The sequence below is a fragment of the Acinetobacter psychrotolerans genome (assembly GCF_048552595.1).
Taxonomy (GTDB): domain Bacteria; phylum Pseudomonadota; class Gammaproteobacteria; order Pseudomonadales; family Moraxellaceae; genus Acinetobacter.
Map to the genome: position 1 here is coordinate 1 of NZ_JBIMDK010000022.1, position 18,275 is coordinate 18,275.

At 35.2% G+C, this 18,275-nt stretch carries 13 protein-coding genes and 1 pseudogene; 2 read left to right on the forward strand and 12 right to left on the reverse strand.

Features of this window, described 5'->3' with window-relative positions:
* From ACG94X_RS15060 to ACG94X_RS15085, 6 genes and pseudogenes are all read right to left on the reverse strand, one after another.
* The coding region (locus tag ACG94X_RS15060) for a 3-keto-5-aminohexanoate cleavage protein (protein ID WP_419384523.1) at positions 1-271 on the reverse strand (271 nt) is incomplete at its 3' end.
* Between the two features lie 61 nt (positions 272-332).
* Entirely contained in the window at positions 333-1,181 is an 849-nt protein-coding gene (locus tag ACG94X_RS15065; protein ID WP_419384524.1) for a TauD/TfdA dioxygenase family protein, read from the reverse strand.
* 24 nt (positions 1,182-1,205) lie between these two features.
* Complete coding sequence (locus tag ACG94X_RS15070) at positions 1,206-2,192, reverse strand: quinone oxidoreductase family protein (RefSeq protein ID WP_419384525.1); 987 nt, start codon at positions 2,190-2,192, stop codon at positions 1,206-1,208.
* A 991-nt stretch (positions 2,193-3,183) separates the two neighbouring features.
* Positions 3,184-3,387 (reverse strand): annotated as a pseudogene (locus ACG94X_RS15075) (Fic family protein); the annotation flags it as partial.
* 184 nt (positions 3,388-3,571) lie between these two features.
* On the reverse strand, positions 3,572-3,775 hold the full coding sequence (locus tag ACG94X_RS15080; RefSeq protein WP_419384526.1) for a hypothetical protein: 204 nt from the start codon (positions 3,773-3,775) through the stop codon (positions 3,572-3,574).
* 157 nt (positions 3,776-3,932) lie between these two features.
* Positions 3,933-9,308, reverse strand: a complete 5,376-nt coding sequence (locus ACG94X_RS15085) for a PDDEXK-like endonuclease domain-containing protein (protein WP_419384527.1) — start codon at positions 9,306-9,308, stop codon at positions 3,933-3,935.
* A 735-nt stretch (positions 9,309-10,043) separates the two neighbouring features.
* Between ACG94X_RS15085 and ACG94X_RS15090 the strand changes: the two genes are divergently transcribed.
* Entirely contained in the window at positions 10,044-11,378 is a 1,335-nt protein-coding gene (locus ACG94X_RS15090) for a hypothetical protein (protein WP_419384528.1), read from the forward strand.
* Between the two features lie 35 nt (positions 11,379-11,413).
* Positions 11,414-11,779 (forward strand): hypothetical protein, encoded by a 366-nt coding sequence (locus ACG94X_RS15095; RefSeq protein WP_419384529.1) that lies wholly within the window; start codon positions 11,414-11,416, stop codon positions 11,777-11,779.
* A gap of 130 nt (positions 11,780-11,909) precedes the next feature.
* On the opposite strand, the gene ACG94X_RS15100 is transcribed toward ACG94X_RS15095, so the two are convergent.
* The 6 genes from ACG94X_RS15100 to ACG94X_RS15125 all read right to left on the reverse strand — a co-directional run bounded on the left by ACG94X_RS15100 (position 11,910) and on the right by ACG94X_RS15125 (position 18,273).
* A complete protein-coding gene (locus ACG94X_RS15100) occupies positions 11,910-13,034 on the reverse strand; it encodes a hypothetical protein (RefSeq protein WP_419384530.1) in 1,125 nt (374 codons plus the stop codon).
* Between the two features lie 277 nt (positions 13,035-13,311).
* Positions 13,312-14,247 (reverse strand): recombination directionality factor, encoded by a 936-nt coding sequence (locus ACG94X_RS15105; RefSeq protein ID WP_419384531.1) that lies wholly within the window; start codon positions 14,245-14,247, stop codon positions 13,312-13,314.
* 189 nt (positions 14,248-14,436) lie between these two features.
* Positions 14,437-15,477 carry a YqaJ viral recombinase family nuclease gene (locus ACG94X_RS15110; RefSeq protein ID WP_419384532.1) on the reverse strand — a complete coding sequence of 347 codons (1,041 nt, stop codon included), beginning with the start codon at positions 15,475-15,477 and terminating at the stop codon, positions 14,437-14,439.
* Positions 15,478-15,644: 167 nt separating this feature from the next.
* Positions 15,645-16,682, reverse strand: coding sequence for a DUF932 domain-containing protein (locus ACG94X_RS15115; RefSeq protein ID WP_419384533.1), 1,038 nt, complete (start codon positions 16,680-16,682; stop codon positions 15,645-15,647).
* A 60-nt stretch (positions 16,683-16,742) separates the two neighbouring features.
* The gene (locus ACG94X_RS15120) at positions 16,743-17,030 is read right to left on the reverse strand and encodes a hypothetical protein (protein WP_419384534.1); all 288 of its coding nucleotides are present in this window, start codon (positions 17,028-17,030) and stop codon (positions 16,743-16,745) included.
* Between the two features lie 550 nt (positions 17,031-17,580).
* A complete protein-coding gene (locus tag ACG94X_RS15125) occupies positions 17,581-18,273 on the reverse strand; it encodes a hypothetical protein (protein ID WP_419384535.1) in 693 nt (230 codons plus the stop codon).
* Positions 18,274-18,275 lie beyond the last annotated feature (2 nt).

The following is an 18,275-nucleotide window of genomic DNA, read 5'->3' on the forward strand; positions in this document are numbered from 1 at the left end:
TCATGTCAGGTACAGCTTTACGCACGCCTGCAATTAGCTCATTAAACTTAGATAAACGCTTTGAACCTTTGCCATCTAATTCACGCACATGCAAATGCAAAACCGTTGCACCTGCTTCGTAACATTCAACCGCTTTTTGTATATGCTCTTCCATAGTCACTGGAATATCTTCTGGAAAGTCTTGTGGCATCCACTCAGGCCCATACGGCGCAACTGTGATAACCACTTTTTCCATATTTTCTGGGTGCAAAGAATCATCAAAGAATTGCATGAAAGCATCTCCTATTGTATTTTATAAAATTGTTTAATGAATGAAGAATTAACCTATAATCCTAATAGGTTACATCACCAATAATGGCTGCTCGTTCCATTTTGCGATGGCACGCTGGGTAATCCATTACGGCATAATGTTGAGTGCTACGGTTATCCCAAATCGCAACGCTGTTCGGCTTCCAACGCCAACGCACTTGATACTCTGGAATACTGGCTTGAGAAATCAAATAACGAAGTAAATCTCCTGCGCCAGGATTCGCATCTTGTCCAAATCTCACACGTTCAGGTGTATGATAATTGCTGATATGTGTGGTATAGCTATTCACAAACAGTACTTTTTCACCTGTTTCTGGGTGAATACGCACCACGGGATGCTCTGCATCTGGGAATTTCGCTTTTAATTCTAAACGCTTTTCGATCGGCATTGCCGCACCAAAACTAGCTTCAATACTATGACGAGCGCGCAAACCATCAATTTTTGTTTTTATATCTTCAGGTAAATTTTCATAAGCCTGTACCATATTTGCCCACATGGTATCACCACCGACTGGTGGACATTCAATACACCGTAATACAGCACCCATCGGTGGTGCTTCACGCCAAGTCGCATCGGTATGCCATGCGTTCTCATAGCGCTCTCGCGGCTGATCAGGTCTTTTATAAATCTGTACCAAGCCTGGATTTTCTGGATTATTTCCCAGTACAGGGTGATCTTCTAATTCGCCAAAGCGTTTTGCAAATGCAACATGCTCAGCGCCAGTCAATGCCTGATCTCGTAAAAATAGAACGCGATGCATCAGTAGTTGTGTACGAATTTCAGAAAATAGACCGTCATCATGAATCGCATCTGCGAGATTAACACCGATCAGTTCTGCGCCTATATGGCAGGTTAGCTGTTCAATTTGCATAAGAAATCCCTTCCAACAACAAACTTAAATAACAAAAATTGATGAGCCTATTGTTTTACGTGCTTCTAGATCACGGTGTGCTTGCACCGCATCTTTTAGCTCATAGCGCTGATTAATCTCGATTTTAATACCACCATTTTTCACATGATCGAATAACTCATTTGCCAATGCCGCTTTTTCCGCTGGATCTGCAATATAATCCGCCAAAGCAGGACGAGTAATAAATAGAGAACCTTTCATGGCAAGTAATACAGGATCAAAAGCAGGGATTGGACCTGATGCAGTTCCTACACAGACAAGTAATCCACGGCGTTTTAAAGAATCTAACGACGCCATAAAAGTATCTTTACCTACACTGTCAAAAACGACATTTACACCTACACCATTGGTGATTTCACGAACGCGTTCAGCCACATTTTCATGACTGTAATTGATCACGTGATCACAACCGTGCGCACGTGCCACAGCCGCTTTCTCTACTGAAGATGTTGTACCAATTACCGTTAGACCCAGTAACTTCGCCCACTGTGAAACAATCAAACCTACACCGCCCGCAGCAGCATGTAGTAAGATGCTATCCCCTGCTTTAAAATCATAAATACGACGCATTAAATAGGCAGAAGTTAGACCACGCATCGTCATCGCTGCTGCCGTCTCACACGGAATCCCTTCTGGTAATTTAATGAGCGCATTTGCAGGAATCAGTCGTTCAATACTATAAGCACCTAACGTGTTTAAAAATCCTGTGTAGGTCACTCGATCACCGACAGTAAAATCAGTAACACCTTCACCGATTTCTTCGATAATCCCAGATGCTTCTACTCCCATACCATTTGGCATTGGAATTTTATAAGTACCATTGCGGAAATATGTATCTGCATAATTCAGCCCCACTGCGACATGGCGCAAACGAACTTCTCCAACGCTTGGAGTACCTACTTCTACATCTTCGTAGCGCATTACATCTGGTGTGCCTGTTTCATAGAAACGTACAGCTTTAGTCAATGTCATCTTTTCATCCATGTGCTGATTATTATTTCAGGCTTTTAAAAGCATGAACTCAAACTACAGGACTCTGCACCATACTCCTTCACATTTGACGACACGTATTTATCATTTTACGACACCACGACTCAAAAAGAAGTCATGATGAAAATCATCAATTTTGATGTGTGTTGTAACTTATTGCTTATCTTGATATCTTTAAATTAAACGGTATTTTTCACTTATTTCTATAAACATTATTTTTTAATTCAATCTAGATATAAATGCTGTTGAGTAAATTGATACAGGTCTTTCACTGTGATTTTTTATAATTTTTTATGGATATATCCCTTCTATTTATGAAAATTAATTTGCTTTGCTGGATTAGACATTTCAGATTTATAATAGATTCTTACCAGTTCTCATAACATGGTCATCGATCTAATTATAGTATTGTGAGTTGACAATAAGTGTGGATTCTTTTCTAATCCCTCTTCTCTTTCGATCCACGCTTTAGCTAAAGTTTTCGTACTCAATTTTTGAAGATTTAATGTTCAGCATCTTCACTTTCATTACGAATATAAATAGCAGCTTTCAATCGCGTGCTCTTGGTTTTTTTGATTTCAATTCTGTAATATTACCCATTATCAAGAGATAAATGGATAAGTTGCAATTCTTATTGCCAAAAATACAGAATGACTGTAAACCATCCAAAATCGTTGTAACTGTTACAGACAAACATAGGTGCTTAAATGACTGATTTAAAACAAAACGAAGATATATTAGGGCAACCTAGAATATCCGTTGCACCTATGATGGATTGGACAAGTTAATTTTTATTACATATTTAATTCAACAACTTATTTAAATTTTATAAAAATTTAGGCGTAAAATAGGCGTAAATAACGTCCACATTTTGTCCAATTTTACTGTACTATTATTTTAATTTTAACCGCTCACTTATTGTTCAATATTGTATCATTTAGCTTATTTCCTCTCAACTCTAACCTAGACTTGATCATTTCAAACGATACTTTTGCTTCGGACTTTTCGGCTTATCTGGAATAGTCCGCTCAATCAAGCCTGCTTCTATTGCAGGATTCAAGTAATTTTTTTGGAATGTTGCTCGATGAGTTAAACAAACCAATTGCATCAACTCAGCTAAAATATAATCTTCTTGCTTCATTGCTGAAATTAAACGCTGTACTTGAGCGGTGACTTGCTCGCTTTGAGTAGAATTCAATATTAGATAGGTTTGAAATGAAGCGGATATAGCCTAAATCGGCAGAAAACAGAAGAAAAGGATTTCCATAGGGAATGGCCTTTTCTTCAAAACGATTAGATTAATTTAAATTTCACGTTAGTAAATTACTTTTAAATTTCAGCGTCTATTTAATATCTAAAAATTAGTCAAAATCCTCAGTTACAGAAACACTTTCTTCTAAACGATACATTTCATCATCAATGATAGCAACATTGGTAAACTCTCCCCAAAAATCGATAGTAGATAATTCAACTTCCCATCTCGAACCATCATCAAGAATAACTACTCTTCCATCATATTTAATCTCATGTATATCACCAACTTTGTGTTGGCCTATGCCATACATTCGTAATCCCCACCACAATATTTTCTATTGCTCAGAATATGAAAGCTTACTAATTCCTGATACTTCTATCTCATCAACAGTTATCATGTTTTCTAAATCAATACTCATAGATATTCCTGGTTGGGCTAAAAACTAGTCTTTTAAAAATACAACAAAATTAAGACTTAATAATATCTTCAACCGTAATACTTACATCACCGCTTGGCAGAGATAATGCTGAGCTTTCTCCTATTGTAAGCCCTAGTAATACCTGTCCCAAAGGGCTATTGCTGTGAGTAATACCATCCTGATAATTGTTAAAATTACTCGAAATTTTTACACTAACTAATTTTTCAGGATTTCTGCTATCCACATATTTTACTAAATCATTCACCTCAATAAAATCAATTAAATTCTCAGCTACTTTTTCAAATACTAATGCATATTGATTTTCTTTAGCTAAGGATTTCGATAATGTTACATCTAAATCAGTTATATTCTTATCAATTAGTGGTATTACATTACTCAATTTTTCAAGCAAAATTTGCATTTGCTCTTGCGAGTTTTTAAACCAATCTGTTGACCAAATACGATGTATTTTCCATCCTAAGCTTTCCAAAATTTGTTGTCGTAATCGATCACGATCTCGACTAGATTTTGCCGAATGATAGGTTGCTCCATCACATTCAACTGCTAATAAATATTCACCTGAATTATTTGGGTTCTTGACAGCAATATCTAAAAAATAACCAGCCACTCCCAATTGTGGTTCACATTCGTATCCATGAATTGCAAGAGCTTTCATCACTGCAATTTCAAAGTCACTATCAGGCGCTTTCCCTGTAACTTTTTCCTCATGTAAGAAACCAGATTCACAATATCTTAAGAATGCTTTTAGTGCAGTCACCCCCTTACTACTAGATTCTGATGATAAAATATCTGTTGAACTCATTGATGAAATTATATGCATTCTCTTTTTGGAGCGAGTAAACAGCACATTGAGTCGTCTCCAACCTGAACCTTGGTTAATCGGACCAAACCTTTGAAAAACTTTACCTGCAATCTGCAAAGGTCCATATGTCATTGATATGACAATAACATCTCTTTCATCACCTTGAACATTTTCAAGATTCTTAATAAAAATAGGCTCATCTGATCCCATTTTTTTATCATAAAGCCCCTGCAATATAGAGTCTTGAGATAGTCTAAGTTCTAATTGATCTTCAATCTCATCTCGTTGTTGGCTATTCATTGCAACAATACCAATTGACTCATTTCTATCTTGAAGAAGTAATTGGCATACTTCATCTACAACACTCTGTGCCTCTTGATAGTTTTTTCCAGAATTAAATGTTCCAGATATTTTCTTGTATCGAATACCAAATTCAGGGGAACTTTGAATGGGTGAAGGAAATAAAACAAGATCAGAATCATAAAAATGTTTATTTGAAAATGCTATGAGTGATTGATGGCGTGAGCGGTAATGCCAACGTAAGCGTCTTGTTTTAAACAATGACATGACTGAATCTAAAATACTTTCAGCATCTTCTACACCAACTAATTCATCTTCATTTACCTCATCAAGATTTATTGATGTACTGAAGAAGCTAGTTGGTGGCAATTGTTTTGGATCTCCAACAATAATTGCGCTTTTACCTCGAGCCAATGCTCCAATCGCATCTTCTGGCAAAATTTGCGAAGCCTCATCCATTACCACCAAATCAAAGTCAAAAAGACCTGGTTTTAAGTATTGAGCTACAGACATAGGGCTCATCATGAAACAAGGTTTTAATGCCTGAATTGCATTAGGTGCTCGTTCAAGCAAAGATCTGATTGGTATATGTCTTGTTTTTTTCGAGGCTTCTTTAGAAATTAGTGAATATTCCGTTAAATCAGATACCCTGCCAGAGGCTATACCAACCGGAACATTACATGATGCAGCATTACTAGCGATCTGCTTTCTTTGTAAAATCACTAATTCATTATCATAATTCTTAAAATTATCAACCATCGTTGATAATTCCATCCCATTATATTTTTGAATTGAGGTATCAGTATTAATAATATACTTTGCTAAAGAACTATACAAAGATAGTTGAACTGCATTAACAACTGAACAGTCCTCCAGCACTCCATCTTCCAACTTTTTAATGATACTTCTTAAACCTAAATTTTCAGCTTTATTTTTAATTGTGTAATAATTACTCCATGTAAATATCCAATCCTCATTCTCTAAAGCTAAATTATTTCTTATTATCACATCACTAAAAGAAATTTTAGACTGATTAAACCAATCCTCATCTATATTAGAACAGTTTTTAAATTTGATTCTAAAAATATCTTCATTCTTAAAATTATCAGAAATTTCTTCTAAAACTCTTTTAAAATTTTGGTAATTTTTTACATCAGAAATTTGAGTAAATTTTTCTTTTATAATTTCACTCGAATCTAAAATTATATGTAAAAAACTAAGAGTTTTTTTAGCTCGATTCATTTCTCTACTATTAATTTCACCCATTAAGTCATCAAAATTCCATTCGGTTGACAAAATAGGATTATTATTTCTAATTTCATTAAACTTTGATAAATTCAGCATATTAGCATCAAATAAATTCAATGCACTCTCAATATCAGATAATGAAATTTGTTTCGAAATGAAAGATGGTTCGAACTCAATCTTTAATTGTTTAAGAGACATTAAAGTACGAGAAATCTCACTACCATCCTCAATAATTTGGTGAAGGTTAGATAGATTTTTAATTTTAGTTGAGTATAAGGCAGAAAAATCATGCAATAACTTCAATGTTTTGTTTAATTTTGGCTCAACTTTACGGTCATATTCTTCAATAATAGATTTTACTAAATGACTTTCTATTCTTAGAATAGCTGAACCAATCTTCACCCGCTCATCAAAACCAACTCCATACTCATGGCGAACACCTTTATACCAGTCACGCAATGTTTTTATATCATCTAAAGGCGTATTTACTCCATCATACATATCACCTAAAATTTTATATTTCTCATTCAATTCATTAGAAGAATCAATATTTTTCTTGAAATCAATTAGTTTTGGGAAATTATCCTGTATTTCAATGAATGGAGTATTTATATTCTTATTCATACCCAATATGAATTTACGAGCATTCCACCAACGTATCGTGAAGTATTTAAAAAATCCACCTATACATATATTTTTATAATTTAGCTCTAATTCTTCTACACTTGGTAAATTCTCTATTTTGTATAAACTTTGACAATATTGATAATTTAGATGCAATTTATTAAATATAGGCTCAAAATCCAATATAAATTGATCAATGCTAGATTCGTCAAATATTTCATTCCTATGTTTAAGAAGATCAAATGGCAAGCTCTTTAAATGACCTACCAATAATTCCATTTCACTAAAATTCTCTTCAGAGTATCCAAATACAATCTTGAGCTCATAAGGAATATTTTTATTAATCAACTCAATATCAGGCTTTAAATCTAATAAAGCATTTTTAATTTCCTCTAACTTGCTTATGGAATCGTCTATATCATCCAGAGTAATAGTTTTATCAAATGTATTATTTTCATTTATCAAATTTCTAATATTCTGTATTGTATGAGAATTTAATTCATTTACATAGGCTTTACTAAATACTGCAGTAATGCCACTATAGTTTTTATTTATTTCAGCATATAAATCAGTATATTTAGATAGTAAATCAACCTTTTCGATTAGATCATTAATTAAATGGTAAGATACTTCTTCATCAAAAATCGGTAATTTTTTTGTATCAAGAACGACTCTTTCAACTAATTCTAATTTTATATCATCAAGCAAAAAAAGCTCGCCAAATAAATACTGTATTGCTTTTAACTCTTTATTCCATTCTTTAAGAGAACTAATAATTTCTGATTTTTCTGAATCAATTAAATTAACTTTATTAACACCAAACCAATAATGTTTCGAAATTTTCTTATTTGTACATTGATCGCGAGTTTGTCTATAAGCATTTTCCAATAAATTCCCACAATCAATATAGCTATGGATTTTTTCCTGATTCAAAGAAATTACATTTAAATTATCGATCAATACTTCTTCAGGACTTATATTCAATAAATTTTTAAAATAGGTTGCCTTTGATAAAATTTGATGTGCAGTTAGCTGTGTGTCTCCCCATTCTTTATTAATAGTTTTTACGTACTGATTTAAGTTACTTTTACAGAACTCTAATTTATTTTTTATTAGGTGTATTTGACTCGGATTCTCATACTGCTTAAACTGTTTATATTGCTCATTTAAGTCTTGTAATATCTTTAATTTATTAGATTTATGACTGTGCAATTCAAGGCAAAACCCACCTAGTCCAGCCTTATCTAATCTATCTTTAACAACATTGAGTGCTGCCATCTTTTCAGCAACAAATAGAACCTTTTTACCATCATTAATTGCAGCCGCTATAAGATTTGTAATGGTTTGAGATTTACCAGACCCAGGTGGACCCTCAATAACTAAGTTTTCACCTTTCACAGCATCAATTAAAGCACTGTGTTGTGAACTATCTGCATCATAAATAATTGGGAATTTATCATGAATATTTTCAATTTCGTCAATTTCATATTCAGAGTCAAAACTATGATGTTGACTTTCTTTAGCTACTTTGCTAAATAATTGCTGAAGTACTGGATGTTGCTCTATAGAGTGTTCTTCGGGCCAATTCGCAGGATCTAAATCTTGGTACATTGCTTGCTTAGTAAAGTTTAATAAACTCATACAAACCCTGCGCTTAATGCTCCAAGCCTGTTCATGAGCCAAAATATTTTTTTCAATGAATTTAAAATAATCTTCTGGCGTACTTTCGTCATCTAACAATGGTAATTCTAAGCCAAAATCATTTTTTAATTTTTCGTGTAATGTAACATTACTTAAAAGTCCTTCATCTAACATCGTTAGTTCAAAATTATCATATCCCCCATGTTTGGATTTTGCCTTTTTCTCAATTTTCACAGGTAAAGTAAACAGCGGCGCTAAACGTTTTAGATTTGAGTCTTTACTATCTGTCCACTCTAAAAAACCAATCGTAATATACAAAATATTCGAGCCTGTCTCGCTAATAGAGGATTCAGCCTGTTGTCTTATATGCTTGAGCCTAGTTTCCAAATCTTTTGGATATAATAGTGTCTGTAAAATATTATTATCTTTAACTATGAGTGAATCCTTTGAACAGTTTTCATCAAGTTCAAAATTTGTTTGGTATCCTAATTGTTTAGCCCAAAATTCTACACTAGGAATTTGATCCTTAACACTTGCTTTATCTTTTTCATCTATTCCGTAATATTTTTTAATTTCAGAATCTGAAGGTTTGGGAACGGGTACTAAATCTAGTACAACATTTTCATTCAAGGCATTGAATAAAATATCTGGAGTAGTATCTATAAACTGAAGGCATTTTCCTCTTGGAAACTTATAATTCAATAGTGCATTTCTTGAACTTAAATCCAAAAGACGCTTACGGATTGATTCTAATGAATCATATGCGAATGTTGATATACCTTCAGTCATTTAGTTTTACCCTCCCTAAAATTCAAAGCCAAAATTTTTATATCTCTTTAATCATGGTAACAATTTGGTCACTATTTTAATAGTAATTCAAGCTCATCAGACCACTAAACTTATACATTCCTAGCTTAATTAAAGCTAAACAAAAATTCATATTTTTTAATAACATCACCGTCAAAAAAAATTACTTCATCCTTGTAATCATACTCACCCTACAGACAGTTACAATTCATTAGTAACATTTATATTGGTAGAGATTATTTACATTTTGAACAGTTAAACAGTCATTCAGAAATTTCTAAATTATAGCCAACCTCCTCAACCCGCAAGAATATAGTCAACTGATTTTAAAAAAGGATCTAATGTAAAACATATTTAGAAAAATTCCTGCTTCGTTCAAATAATTCATCTATAATATCAATACCATATAATAAACATCTAAATAAAAAGCAGCCTAAAATAATATTTTAGGCTGCTCACCTCTAATCTCAATATCTTCCTACCTTCAATTCACCGCCCTAAAACTCCCCTGCTGAATACTTGCTGAAATTCATCTAGCTGATTCAATTTCAATTAGATTGGAAAAAGTCAGTGCCATCACATAGCATTCAATAACTAAAGAATATGGTAACTTGGCACAGTTAATTCCCCTGTAAGTTAAATTTAAAAGTTAGCAAGCCTTTTTAAAACTGATACTATTTACTACATGTTTTAAATAGATTTTTAAAAGAGTATAAAATGTACACATGCCCAAAATGTAACAGAAAATGGCCATGGGATGGATCTCAACAACAAGATAATCGATGTTTTGGATGTGGCTATGTAACTTCTAAATGGGATGTTTGGATTAACAATAATTTAGATAATCTCAACCATCCAATGGACTACGAATTACAGTTTGTAAATACGATTTTAAAAAACATTCCCAACCTGTCACCCAATGATGTCTTCGCTCAGCATCATTTTATTGATCAACATGGCAAAAATCGGTATATCGATTTTATGATCAAAAATGACCCTAAAAACTACTTATTACCTATCGAATTAGATGGCTTTTGGAAAGTTTCGAACTATTCTGATTTTAATGACATGCTGTCACGTCAAAATGCTTTGATCTCCAAATATCGTATTCTGCTACGCTATACCAATGCTCAGATGCAATACAACCCAGAGAAAATTATTTCTGAGATCACGGATATATTACAAAGCCAAAGCAGAAATGAAAGCATTGAAAATATTGATACACAAAAAAACTCCAATGTTTTGCAATTTACAGAATCTTTAAAAGATCAGATTAAAAATTCAGCAGACCAAAGTGAAATTACAGAATTGACCAAAATGGTCATTTATCTTGAAACAAACACCATAAATCAGCCTAGTCCACAACTGCCCCTTACGCCTACACCGACTCATCTTGCAAAAACTTCCCTAATTCCAACAACCATCCCAATCATTCCCAAACCTCAAAGAAAAAGTCCTGTTGCTATAATAGTGATCGTTGCATTTATTTTATTTATCATTGCTGGTGTTGGACTATTTGTTTCTTATTCCAAAAAAAATGTTGCTACACATGAGAATACTCAACCAAAAGAAATTACGAATCAATCACAAAGCCTACTGTCAAATAGTGTTTCTAACTCTCAAGAGGAATCACAGCAAGTGATTGACACACACAAAATAACAGAGCCTCCAACAAGTCAAAGTACAGCACAATATGATGCAAATCAAACCCAACCTGTCGAACCACAACAACAAGAAAAACCAGTATTGACTACACCTACAGCTGCTACAGATCAAAATATTAATGCTAAATCTGCAAGCCAATACTTAGGCGAGTACAAGATAGTCTGTGGTTCAGTTGCTCAGGTGAAATCTTTTACAAAGGGAACCTATTTGAATTTGGGTTCAGCTTATCCAAATCAAGATTTAACTATTGTCATTTGGAGTAGTGATGAAAATAATTTTGGTGACCTCACTAGTTTTGAAGGTAAAGATCTATGCGTTACTGGTGAAATAGGATCTTACAAAGGTATTCCACAAATTCAATTAAAAAATACATCACAAATTCTATAAAGTTCAAGAATGAAGTTTAATAAGGAAATAACCCCATGAAATATAAAATTGTAATGAGTCTAATGTTATTCGCAAGCAGTCTAACATATGCTCAAGAAGCAAAAATTGAAGCAAATAAGTCTGCTTTTCATGTTGGTGAGAGCATTATGGCTTGTGGGAAACTTGCACAAATTAAACATCTAGAAAATCGCCATTATTTAAATTTGGATAAGCCCTATCCAAATCAAACATTAACAATTTTAGTTTGGAACAATGACTATCGTTGGTTTGAAAGCCGTTTTGGAAGTTTAGATGCTATGAATGGTAGAAGAATTTGTGCTCGCGGAGTGATTGAACAATATAAAAATTCATTGCAAATTGAAGTAAAAAATCCTCAATTTCTTAGACTTATGACTCAATAATTTCCGAATATTTTCTAAGTTACATGTATATTTTATTATGCATGTAACTACAATAAAATCTGCTAGTAACTTGAAAATACTGATGTATTTTTGAGGACTTTGAGTTATATCAATTCAGCTTTCAAACAAATTAACCATCTTTTTTATGAGATGCAGGTAATCCTAGCAACTCAGATGTTTCTTGCATTTGCTCAAATAATGCATATGCCTCACTAATAAATTGATTTAACTCATCAAGTTGCCTAGATTCTTCACTTGTATAAAAATCTGTATTAAAAAACTGATTAATATTCCGAGTCAGCTCACTTCCCATGCCGTATGGGTAAATAATCTTATACACCCGATCATTAATGTTTTGGACACTGGTTAATTGTTTTTTTAGATGCTCCACTTTCATTTTGATTATTTTGTTTACTTCACGAAGTTGATCATTCTCTATTTTTAATTTCTTCTCTGCTTCTGGTAACTTGATCGTTTCTTGGCGAATTTCATCTGCTTTTTTATAGGTTTGCCATGTTGAATAGATGATCATAGGTGCCATTATGATTAAACCTAATGTAAAAGTTCCTGCAATCATTCCGCCACCACCAGCAGCCAAAGCTCCGCCACCAAACCACGCTAGGATAGCATTATGAGCTGCTATTCCTGATAAAGTTGCAATACCTGTTCCCGTTGATGCTGTGCCAAGCATAGAGACAAGTGTCCAACTCCCAACTGCCAACAACCCTCCTGCAAAAGCACTACCCAAAATCACAGAATTGTTATGACTAAACTCATGGTTGTGATAAACCTGATTTAAGCCATTCATTTGATTGCTTAAATTATTTATTGATATTAACTGAACTTGTTGAAATCCATTGATATTTTTATTTAACAACTTACTACTTTTTTGAAGTTCTCCTAAAATCAAATAGGTCAACTGCCCCATTTCATTAAGATTATGCCCAATACTCGCCCTTGAATCGATAGATTGATTAAATTGATCTGCATAACGCTGATAAGCTGCTTTATAATCAAGTACTGCATTTTTAAGCTCGTCATGACCACCCAAAGTGACAATATTTTTTAATCCGTTCATAAAACCAGTTTCAGGCTGAACTGAATTGTCCATATATATTTTTGCAGGCAAATGAACATGGGTAAAAGTTGGTATAGCTATCTTAAATTTCTTAATTGAATTCCGATAAAACCTAATCAAGACATACAACAACAAACCGATTGCGAAAAGGTAAATAAAAATAAAAAGCTCAACCAATGACTTTCCCTCTAAAATTTTTATATAACAAAAATTCGTCTAACCAAACTAAAAGACGATTTAATTTTTTTAGATAAAGTTACTATTTTAAACATTTAAAGTTTAACAAAATTAACCACCTAAATAAATTTATTCTTAGGTCTTCTATTTGAGCTCTACAGTTATAGTCCATAACAGTTTTAGCCAAAAAATAAGGGAGTTTACACTCCCTGCTTTACGGCGATTCCTCAACTTAAAATCATTAAATAAGTTAGTTATTCAACCGACACGAAACCATTCAATTCACAACCCTCACACTATCCTGCAATCCCTGCTGAATATCCTGAACAAATCCATTCCCTTGATTAGACTTAGGCTTTGCTTTGGCTCTAGCTGAAGTATCAGGCTCTACTTGCTCAGCTTCAGAATTCTCCTCTGTATAAAACTCCTCCACAAAATCCAAACCCTCCTCTGCATTCACCCCAAACTGTGCATTGGCAAATCCTTGTCTTGCCACTTGGTCTAAAGCCGTTTGGTTAAAACCTATTGCTTTACTTTGCTGATCAATGTCTTTCGCTATCTGAATGGCTTGTTGAAGATTCGTGCCATCACGTAAAGTTAAATCTACGTAATACACAGGCGTACGATAACTTTGTGTGGTGGACTTGCCTCTTAAGGTTAGTTGTAGCGGTAGACATGAAAGTAATCCATTGGAGGCTGCATGGTAATAAGACAGTCGAGCTGCCAGCGTGCGGATACTGTTAAAACCTGTGGTTCTAAAAATAAAAGTCCCCAATTCATCCAACTCATCTAAGTTAACGTGCAAACGTCCATAGGGTTTGCAGTTACCCCCTTGTGCTAGTGGGCAAAGGTCAGGTGATGGACATTGATGTTGTTCAATGCCTTGGTTGGTACGTCTTTGACAGGTTTGACCATTACCAATACACACAGGTCGCCCTGTCTGACGATCAAATAAACTGTACTCTGCTCGTAGATTCAGTTCAGGATCATTGAAGATCATGCGCACTGGAATGGTACGGAGTTTTTGATTCGGTGCTTTGGCTCGAAGCTGTTCATCAAGTGGATGTTTCACCCATCCGTCCTTATTTTGAATTTGACTGGTAATAGTAAATTGGTCATCTTTTTCAGGAAGGCGTTTGCCGTTCTTTTCAATAACCTTGCCAATACTGATACGACCTAGTATCGGTGGTGTTATGGCTAATCCTTTGATCATGTTTGATTGCTCCAGTTAAAAAAATATAGATTACCCCTTGTTATGTAAGTAACCAGAAAATTGAAAAAGCTACGACTTTGCAAAGACCGCCATAGTTGTCCACCACTCCTTCGGGAGTTGGTGGATGTGGGTGGTTTTTTGCGCTTTTTGGAAGATTGGATATTTCATGGATTTATCGATGTAATGGATTCAGTCATCGCTATAAATCTGAAAACGCCGTGTACCCACTTTGTTTTGAGGGAATTCATCAATCAGCTCAGGATGAAGTTTTAATACCGCCTTGGTATCTAAACCGATAGAATCTTTGGATCGCTTCCACGTCACTGAGCCTTTATTGAAGGTTGCCCGTTCTGCATCCTTCATCAGCATTTGGATGTGATGTTTAGTGTTATCGAAATTGTTTTGGTGAACTTCGATATGCTGTTTCTCTTGCAGCAATTGCGTGAACAATTGATTGGCTTCAGGGTTCTGACTCAGGTCTTCCACCGTTAATGGAATGTGTTGGGGGTATAGTTGCTGAATAGCTTTAGCTGCCGACTCACTCGCATCAACATCGGGCGGTGTGTCATTTTCCACACATTCCCAAAAGTGACGCTCGGCATTGACGATATGCTGTATGACGCTCTCTGAGCGAGTGACTTTAAAGATGCGAGTTTCATGTCCACAGATCAGCACACAAATATGTGCTGCTTTCTTGCCTGTTACTGCCAATTGATGTTGCACCTGACATAACACATATAAAGGCACACCATCTCGCCAAAGTTTTGCACCATATTCTCCTGCGGTTTTACATTCAAGAATCTGTACCTCATCACTGCCTACGACGGAATAATCAAGATTGGCCAGCATAAAGTGTTTGTCTGCTTCGGGATGTTGCAGTACCGCATTGATACGACGCACTTTGTTATTGGTGTGCATGCTGTAGTATTCAGCAACCAAAGGTTCAAGTTGTTTTCCCCAATATAAAGGTGCCTGTCCTGAGCTTTCATCCTCAATCGATTGTTTGATTCGACCTGTTTTAATCATCCACAATTCGAGCATCGACATATAGGGATTGAGTCCACAAGCTGCTGCACAATCACTACTGCCTATGCCTTGTCGTCTGACTTCAAGCCAGTCAGATTGAGTCATATTTTTGGTATTGACCAAGCGTTTTGCTGTAAACATTTTTGGAGCAACAAAGGGTTTGCTCCCTTGTTGAATCGTTGGGTTTAATATTGCTGTATTCATGTTTTATTCCTGATTTTTAATAAGAGGGTTTGATCGAAATGACAAATTCAAGGCATAAAAAAACCACCGCCTAAGCGATGGTTTGATTATTTTTAAAAATGTGAATGATCGTTAAATTACATGTAGATAGGTCTAACTTTCCATGACTGAAAAATGGGTTTTTCGTTTTATGCGAGCATACTTAAGGCTTGTTCCAAGCCACGTTGTTTCAAATTTGCTCCTGCCCCAAACCAAGCTGAATCAAGTCGGTGATCTGTACTCATCGCACGACGTTCATGGTCAATGAATTCTGTGATTGAGCATAGCAATCCATAGGCTGTGCCTTTAGCAGAACTTAGCTCTGCACCACGTCCTTGACCATTAAACATTTCCATTGCCCGGCTCATCGACTTCGCATTCGGTTCAGCTTTTTCTTTGCCATTGGCTTGGGAGGCAACATCACGGTAGAACTGGATAATGTTGTCCTCTTGATCCAACACACTGTTCATAGTGCTGTTATTGAACACTGCATCAAAGTAAGCCGAGGCTTCCATTTGACTGACCTTACGCTGTGTCAGTTGCTTCATCTCATACATGTGTTCATCCCATGCACGGACTGAAATGCCGAGTTGCTGTTTAACCTTATCTGCATCAAACTTAGTACTGTGTGGCACTTTGACCACACCTGCATTGCTGTTCTGACCTTTTAGTGCAATCGCTAGAGTGTTGTTACATACGACACGAATGGAGGTGAATTGTGCGGTAGTGGCAAGTGTTCCATCACATGCGGTTGCTAAGAGCATATAGCCATTACTGACATCTTTGCCCTTTAACATGGATGTCTGTCCTGTGCGTGCCAATGCCCAAAACTTTTTACCGCCTTTCAGTACGCCTGCGGTTTCAAGTTCAAAGCCTGATTGCTCAGTCAGATCACGATAGAATTCTAAAATCTCTTTGGGCTGTACTTCCTGAAAGCGTTGACTGACCACAGACAGTGGTGCATGGGTGTCTGAGCGATAAAGTACTCGTTGCTCTTCATAAGGCATGATGATGCTCTGCCCTCGTTCGTTCTGTGCCATATAACTAACATTGGAGGATTCGATACGCCAGTCCATGCCTGCCTGTTGTGCCCAGACGTCCAATGGTTGATGTTGACTGAGCTGATTGCCCAGTCCATGCCATGGAGTTTCTCCGACATAGGCCATTTGTTCAATTTGATGTGCCATGGTTTTATTCCTTTTTAATTTGAAATTGAAATTTGAATCTGTGTTGATATGAATCGATCTTTAATGCAAAAGATGTGTTGGAAACTTTTGGTAGCAGTTGTGGCAAAAGCACAAATTCTGCTGTGTGGGTGTGCTTGATTCTGAGAATGAATTCAATACACTTCCCAAAACCGTTCCTGCGATTCCACCGATGATCGGTGGTAGATTGAATGTCTTTGCAACTGTACTTCCCAATGCACCTAATGTGGTTGGGGTAACCAAACTAGATAAGGTTGTATTGGATTGTTGCGTACTTGCTTCAACCAACATCACATGAGTTGAATGGCAAAAGGGACAGCTCAAGCTCATGGCTCGACTCCTTAAATTTTGGGAATAAAAAAAGCCTGCTCGATGGCAGGCTTTGTTTTCATATTTTCATTTAGTCTCAAAAGAGTTTCATGATTCTCATTAGGATGTTATGTATCTAAAATAATTTAGAATGAGTTAGTTATCAAATAATTTTCCATTTCAATTCAAATTTTCGTAGTGTTTCAAAAGTATGATGATTAGATTTCACTCACAGTACAAATATCAAAAAGCGCGGAAAATACAGTGAATTTATTTTACTCACCTTCAATTTTTTATTGGCAGATTTAACTGGTATACAATTTAGAACACCACCCAAATTTTTATAAACATACGTACTATAATTTTTTCATTCTCCCTAACAGAAAATAATTTTGTCTACGATAAAACAATCGATGACATTTTTGATGATCGATCTACCTATTATTTTGCGCCAACAATATAAATATTTAAATGCACGTAGTCTTGTGCGGCATTGAATGCTAAAAAAAAGCCTATCTAAATAGGCTTTTTTCTGTAGCAAAATTACTTAAAGTTAGACCTAAATCAATTTTTAAATATCAGAAAGAATTTTTGGTTTCTCTGATGAGCTTGTCGGCATTTTAAATTCAATACCCGCTTTTTTAAACAGTTTTGGATATTCCACTAAAGCCATCGTTGAATTTTTAGCAATACCAGTAATATCTCCAACGATATTTTTAGCATCAACTAAAGACATTCCAGTATTGGTCAAGCTTGATGGGTTTGTAATTAAACTTGTACTCACCTGTTTAGCTCCCCCCGCCAATTCACGTGCAGTTAAGCTTGCGATTACAAAGTTTGTCGCAGAATCCAATAAATTTTTCTTTTGCTCTACATTTAATGCTGACAGTTTAGCTACTGTTGCTTCTTCATCTTTTTGAGACGCTTCTAAAACTGCATTAGACATCGCTACAATTTGTTTTTGAATAGCTTCCTTTTCTTTCAAATTAGACGTTGTTTTTAAGCTTTTCTGTTTTGCTTTTAATTCATCTGAATCCTGCTTATTTGCAAGCAATGAAGCTAAAGCGGTACGACTCTGTATAAACATTGCATTCGTTGCTTTAGCTTGTGTGAAGAAACCATTGATATCCATGTTTGAAGAGGATACGCCAGTAGCAGATTCAGACAATGACGAAGCGAGATTACTCAATGATCCAAAACCTGCATAGACACTAGATGCACCCATTGAAGCTGTTACTGCTAAAACGATCGCAATTTTTTTCATAC

Bases quoted from the DNA above. Each gene is read 5' to 3' on its own strand.
- ACG94X_RS15070 (WP_419384525.1), bottom strand. From the start codon at position 2,192: ATGACATTGACTAAAGCTGTACGTTTCTATGAAACAGGCACACCAGAT.
- ACG94X_RS15085 (WP_419384527.1), bottom strand. From the start codon at position 9,308: ATGACTGAAGGTATATCAACATTCGCATATGATTCATTAGAATCAATC.
- ACG94X_RS15115 (WP_419384533.1), bottom strand. From the start codon at position 16,682: ATGGCACATCAAATTGAACAAATGGCCTATGTCGGAGAAACTCCATGG.
- ACG94X_RS15090 (WP_419384528.1), top strand. From the start codon at position 10,044: ATGTACACATGCCCAAAATGTAACAGAAAATGGCCATGGGATGGATCT.
- ACG94X_RS15065 (WP_419384524.1), bottom strand. From the start codon at position 1,181: ATGCAAATTGAACAGCTAACCTGCCATATAGGCGCAGAACTGATCGGT.
- ACG94X_RS15080 (WP_419384526.1), bottom strand. From the start codon at position 3,775: ATGTATGGCATAGGCCAACACAAAGTTGGTGATATACATGAGATTAAA.
- ACG94X_RS15125 (WP_419384535.1), bottom strand. From the start codon at position 18,273: ATGAAAAAAATTGCGATCGTTTTAGCAGTAACAGCTTCAATGGGTGCA.
- ACG94X_RS15105 (WP_419384531.1), bottom strand. From the start codon at position 14,247: ATGATCAAAGGATTAGCCATAACACCACCGATACTAGGTCGTATCAGT.
- ACG94X_RS15120 (WP_419384534.1), bottom strand. From the start codon at position 17,030: ATGAGCTTGAGCTGTCCCTTTTGCCATTCAACTCATGTGATGTTGGTT.
- ACG94X_RS15095 (WP_419384529.1), top strand. From the start codon at position 11,414: ATGAAATATAAAATTGTAATGAGTCTAATGTTATTCGCAAGCAGTCTA.
- ACG94X_RS15110 (WP_419384532.1), bottom strand. From the start codon at position 15,477: ATGAATACAGCAATATTAAACCCAACGATTCAACAAGGGAGCAAACCC.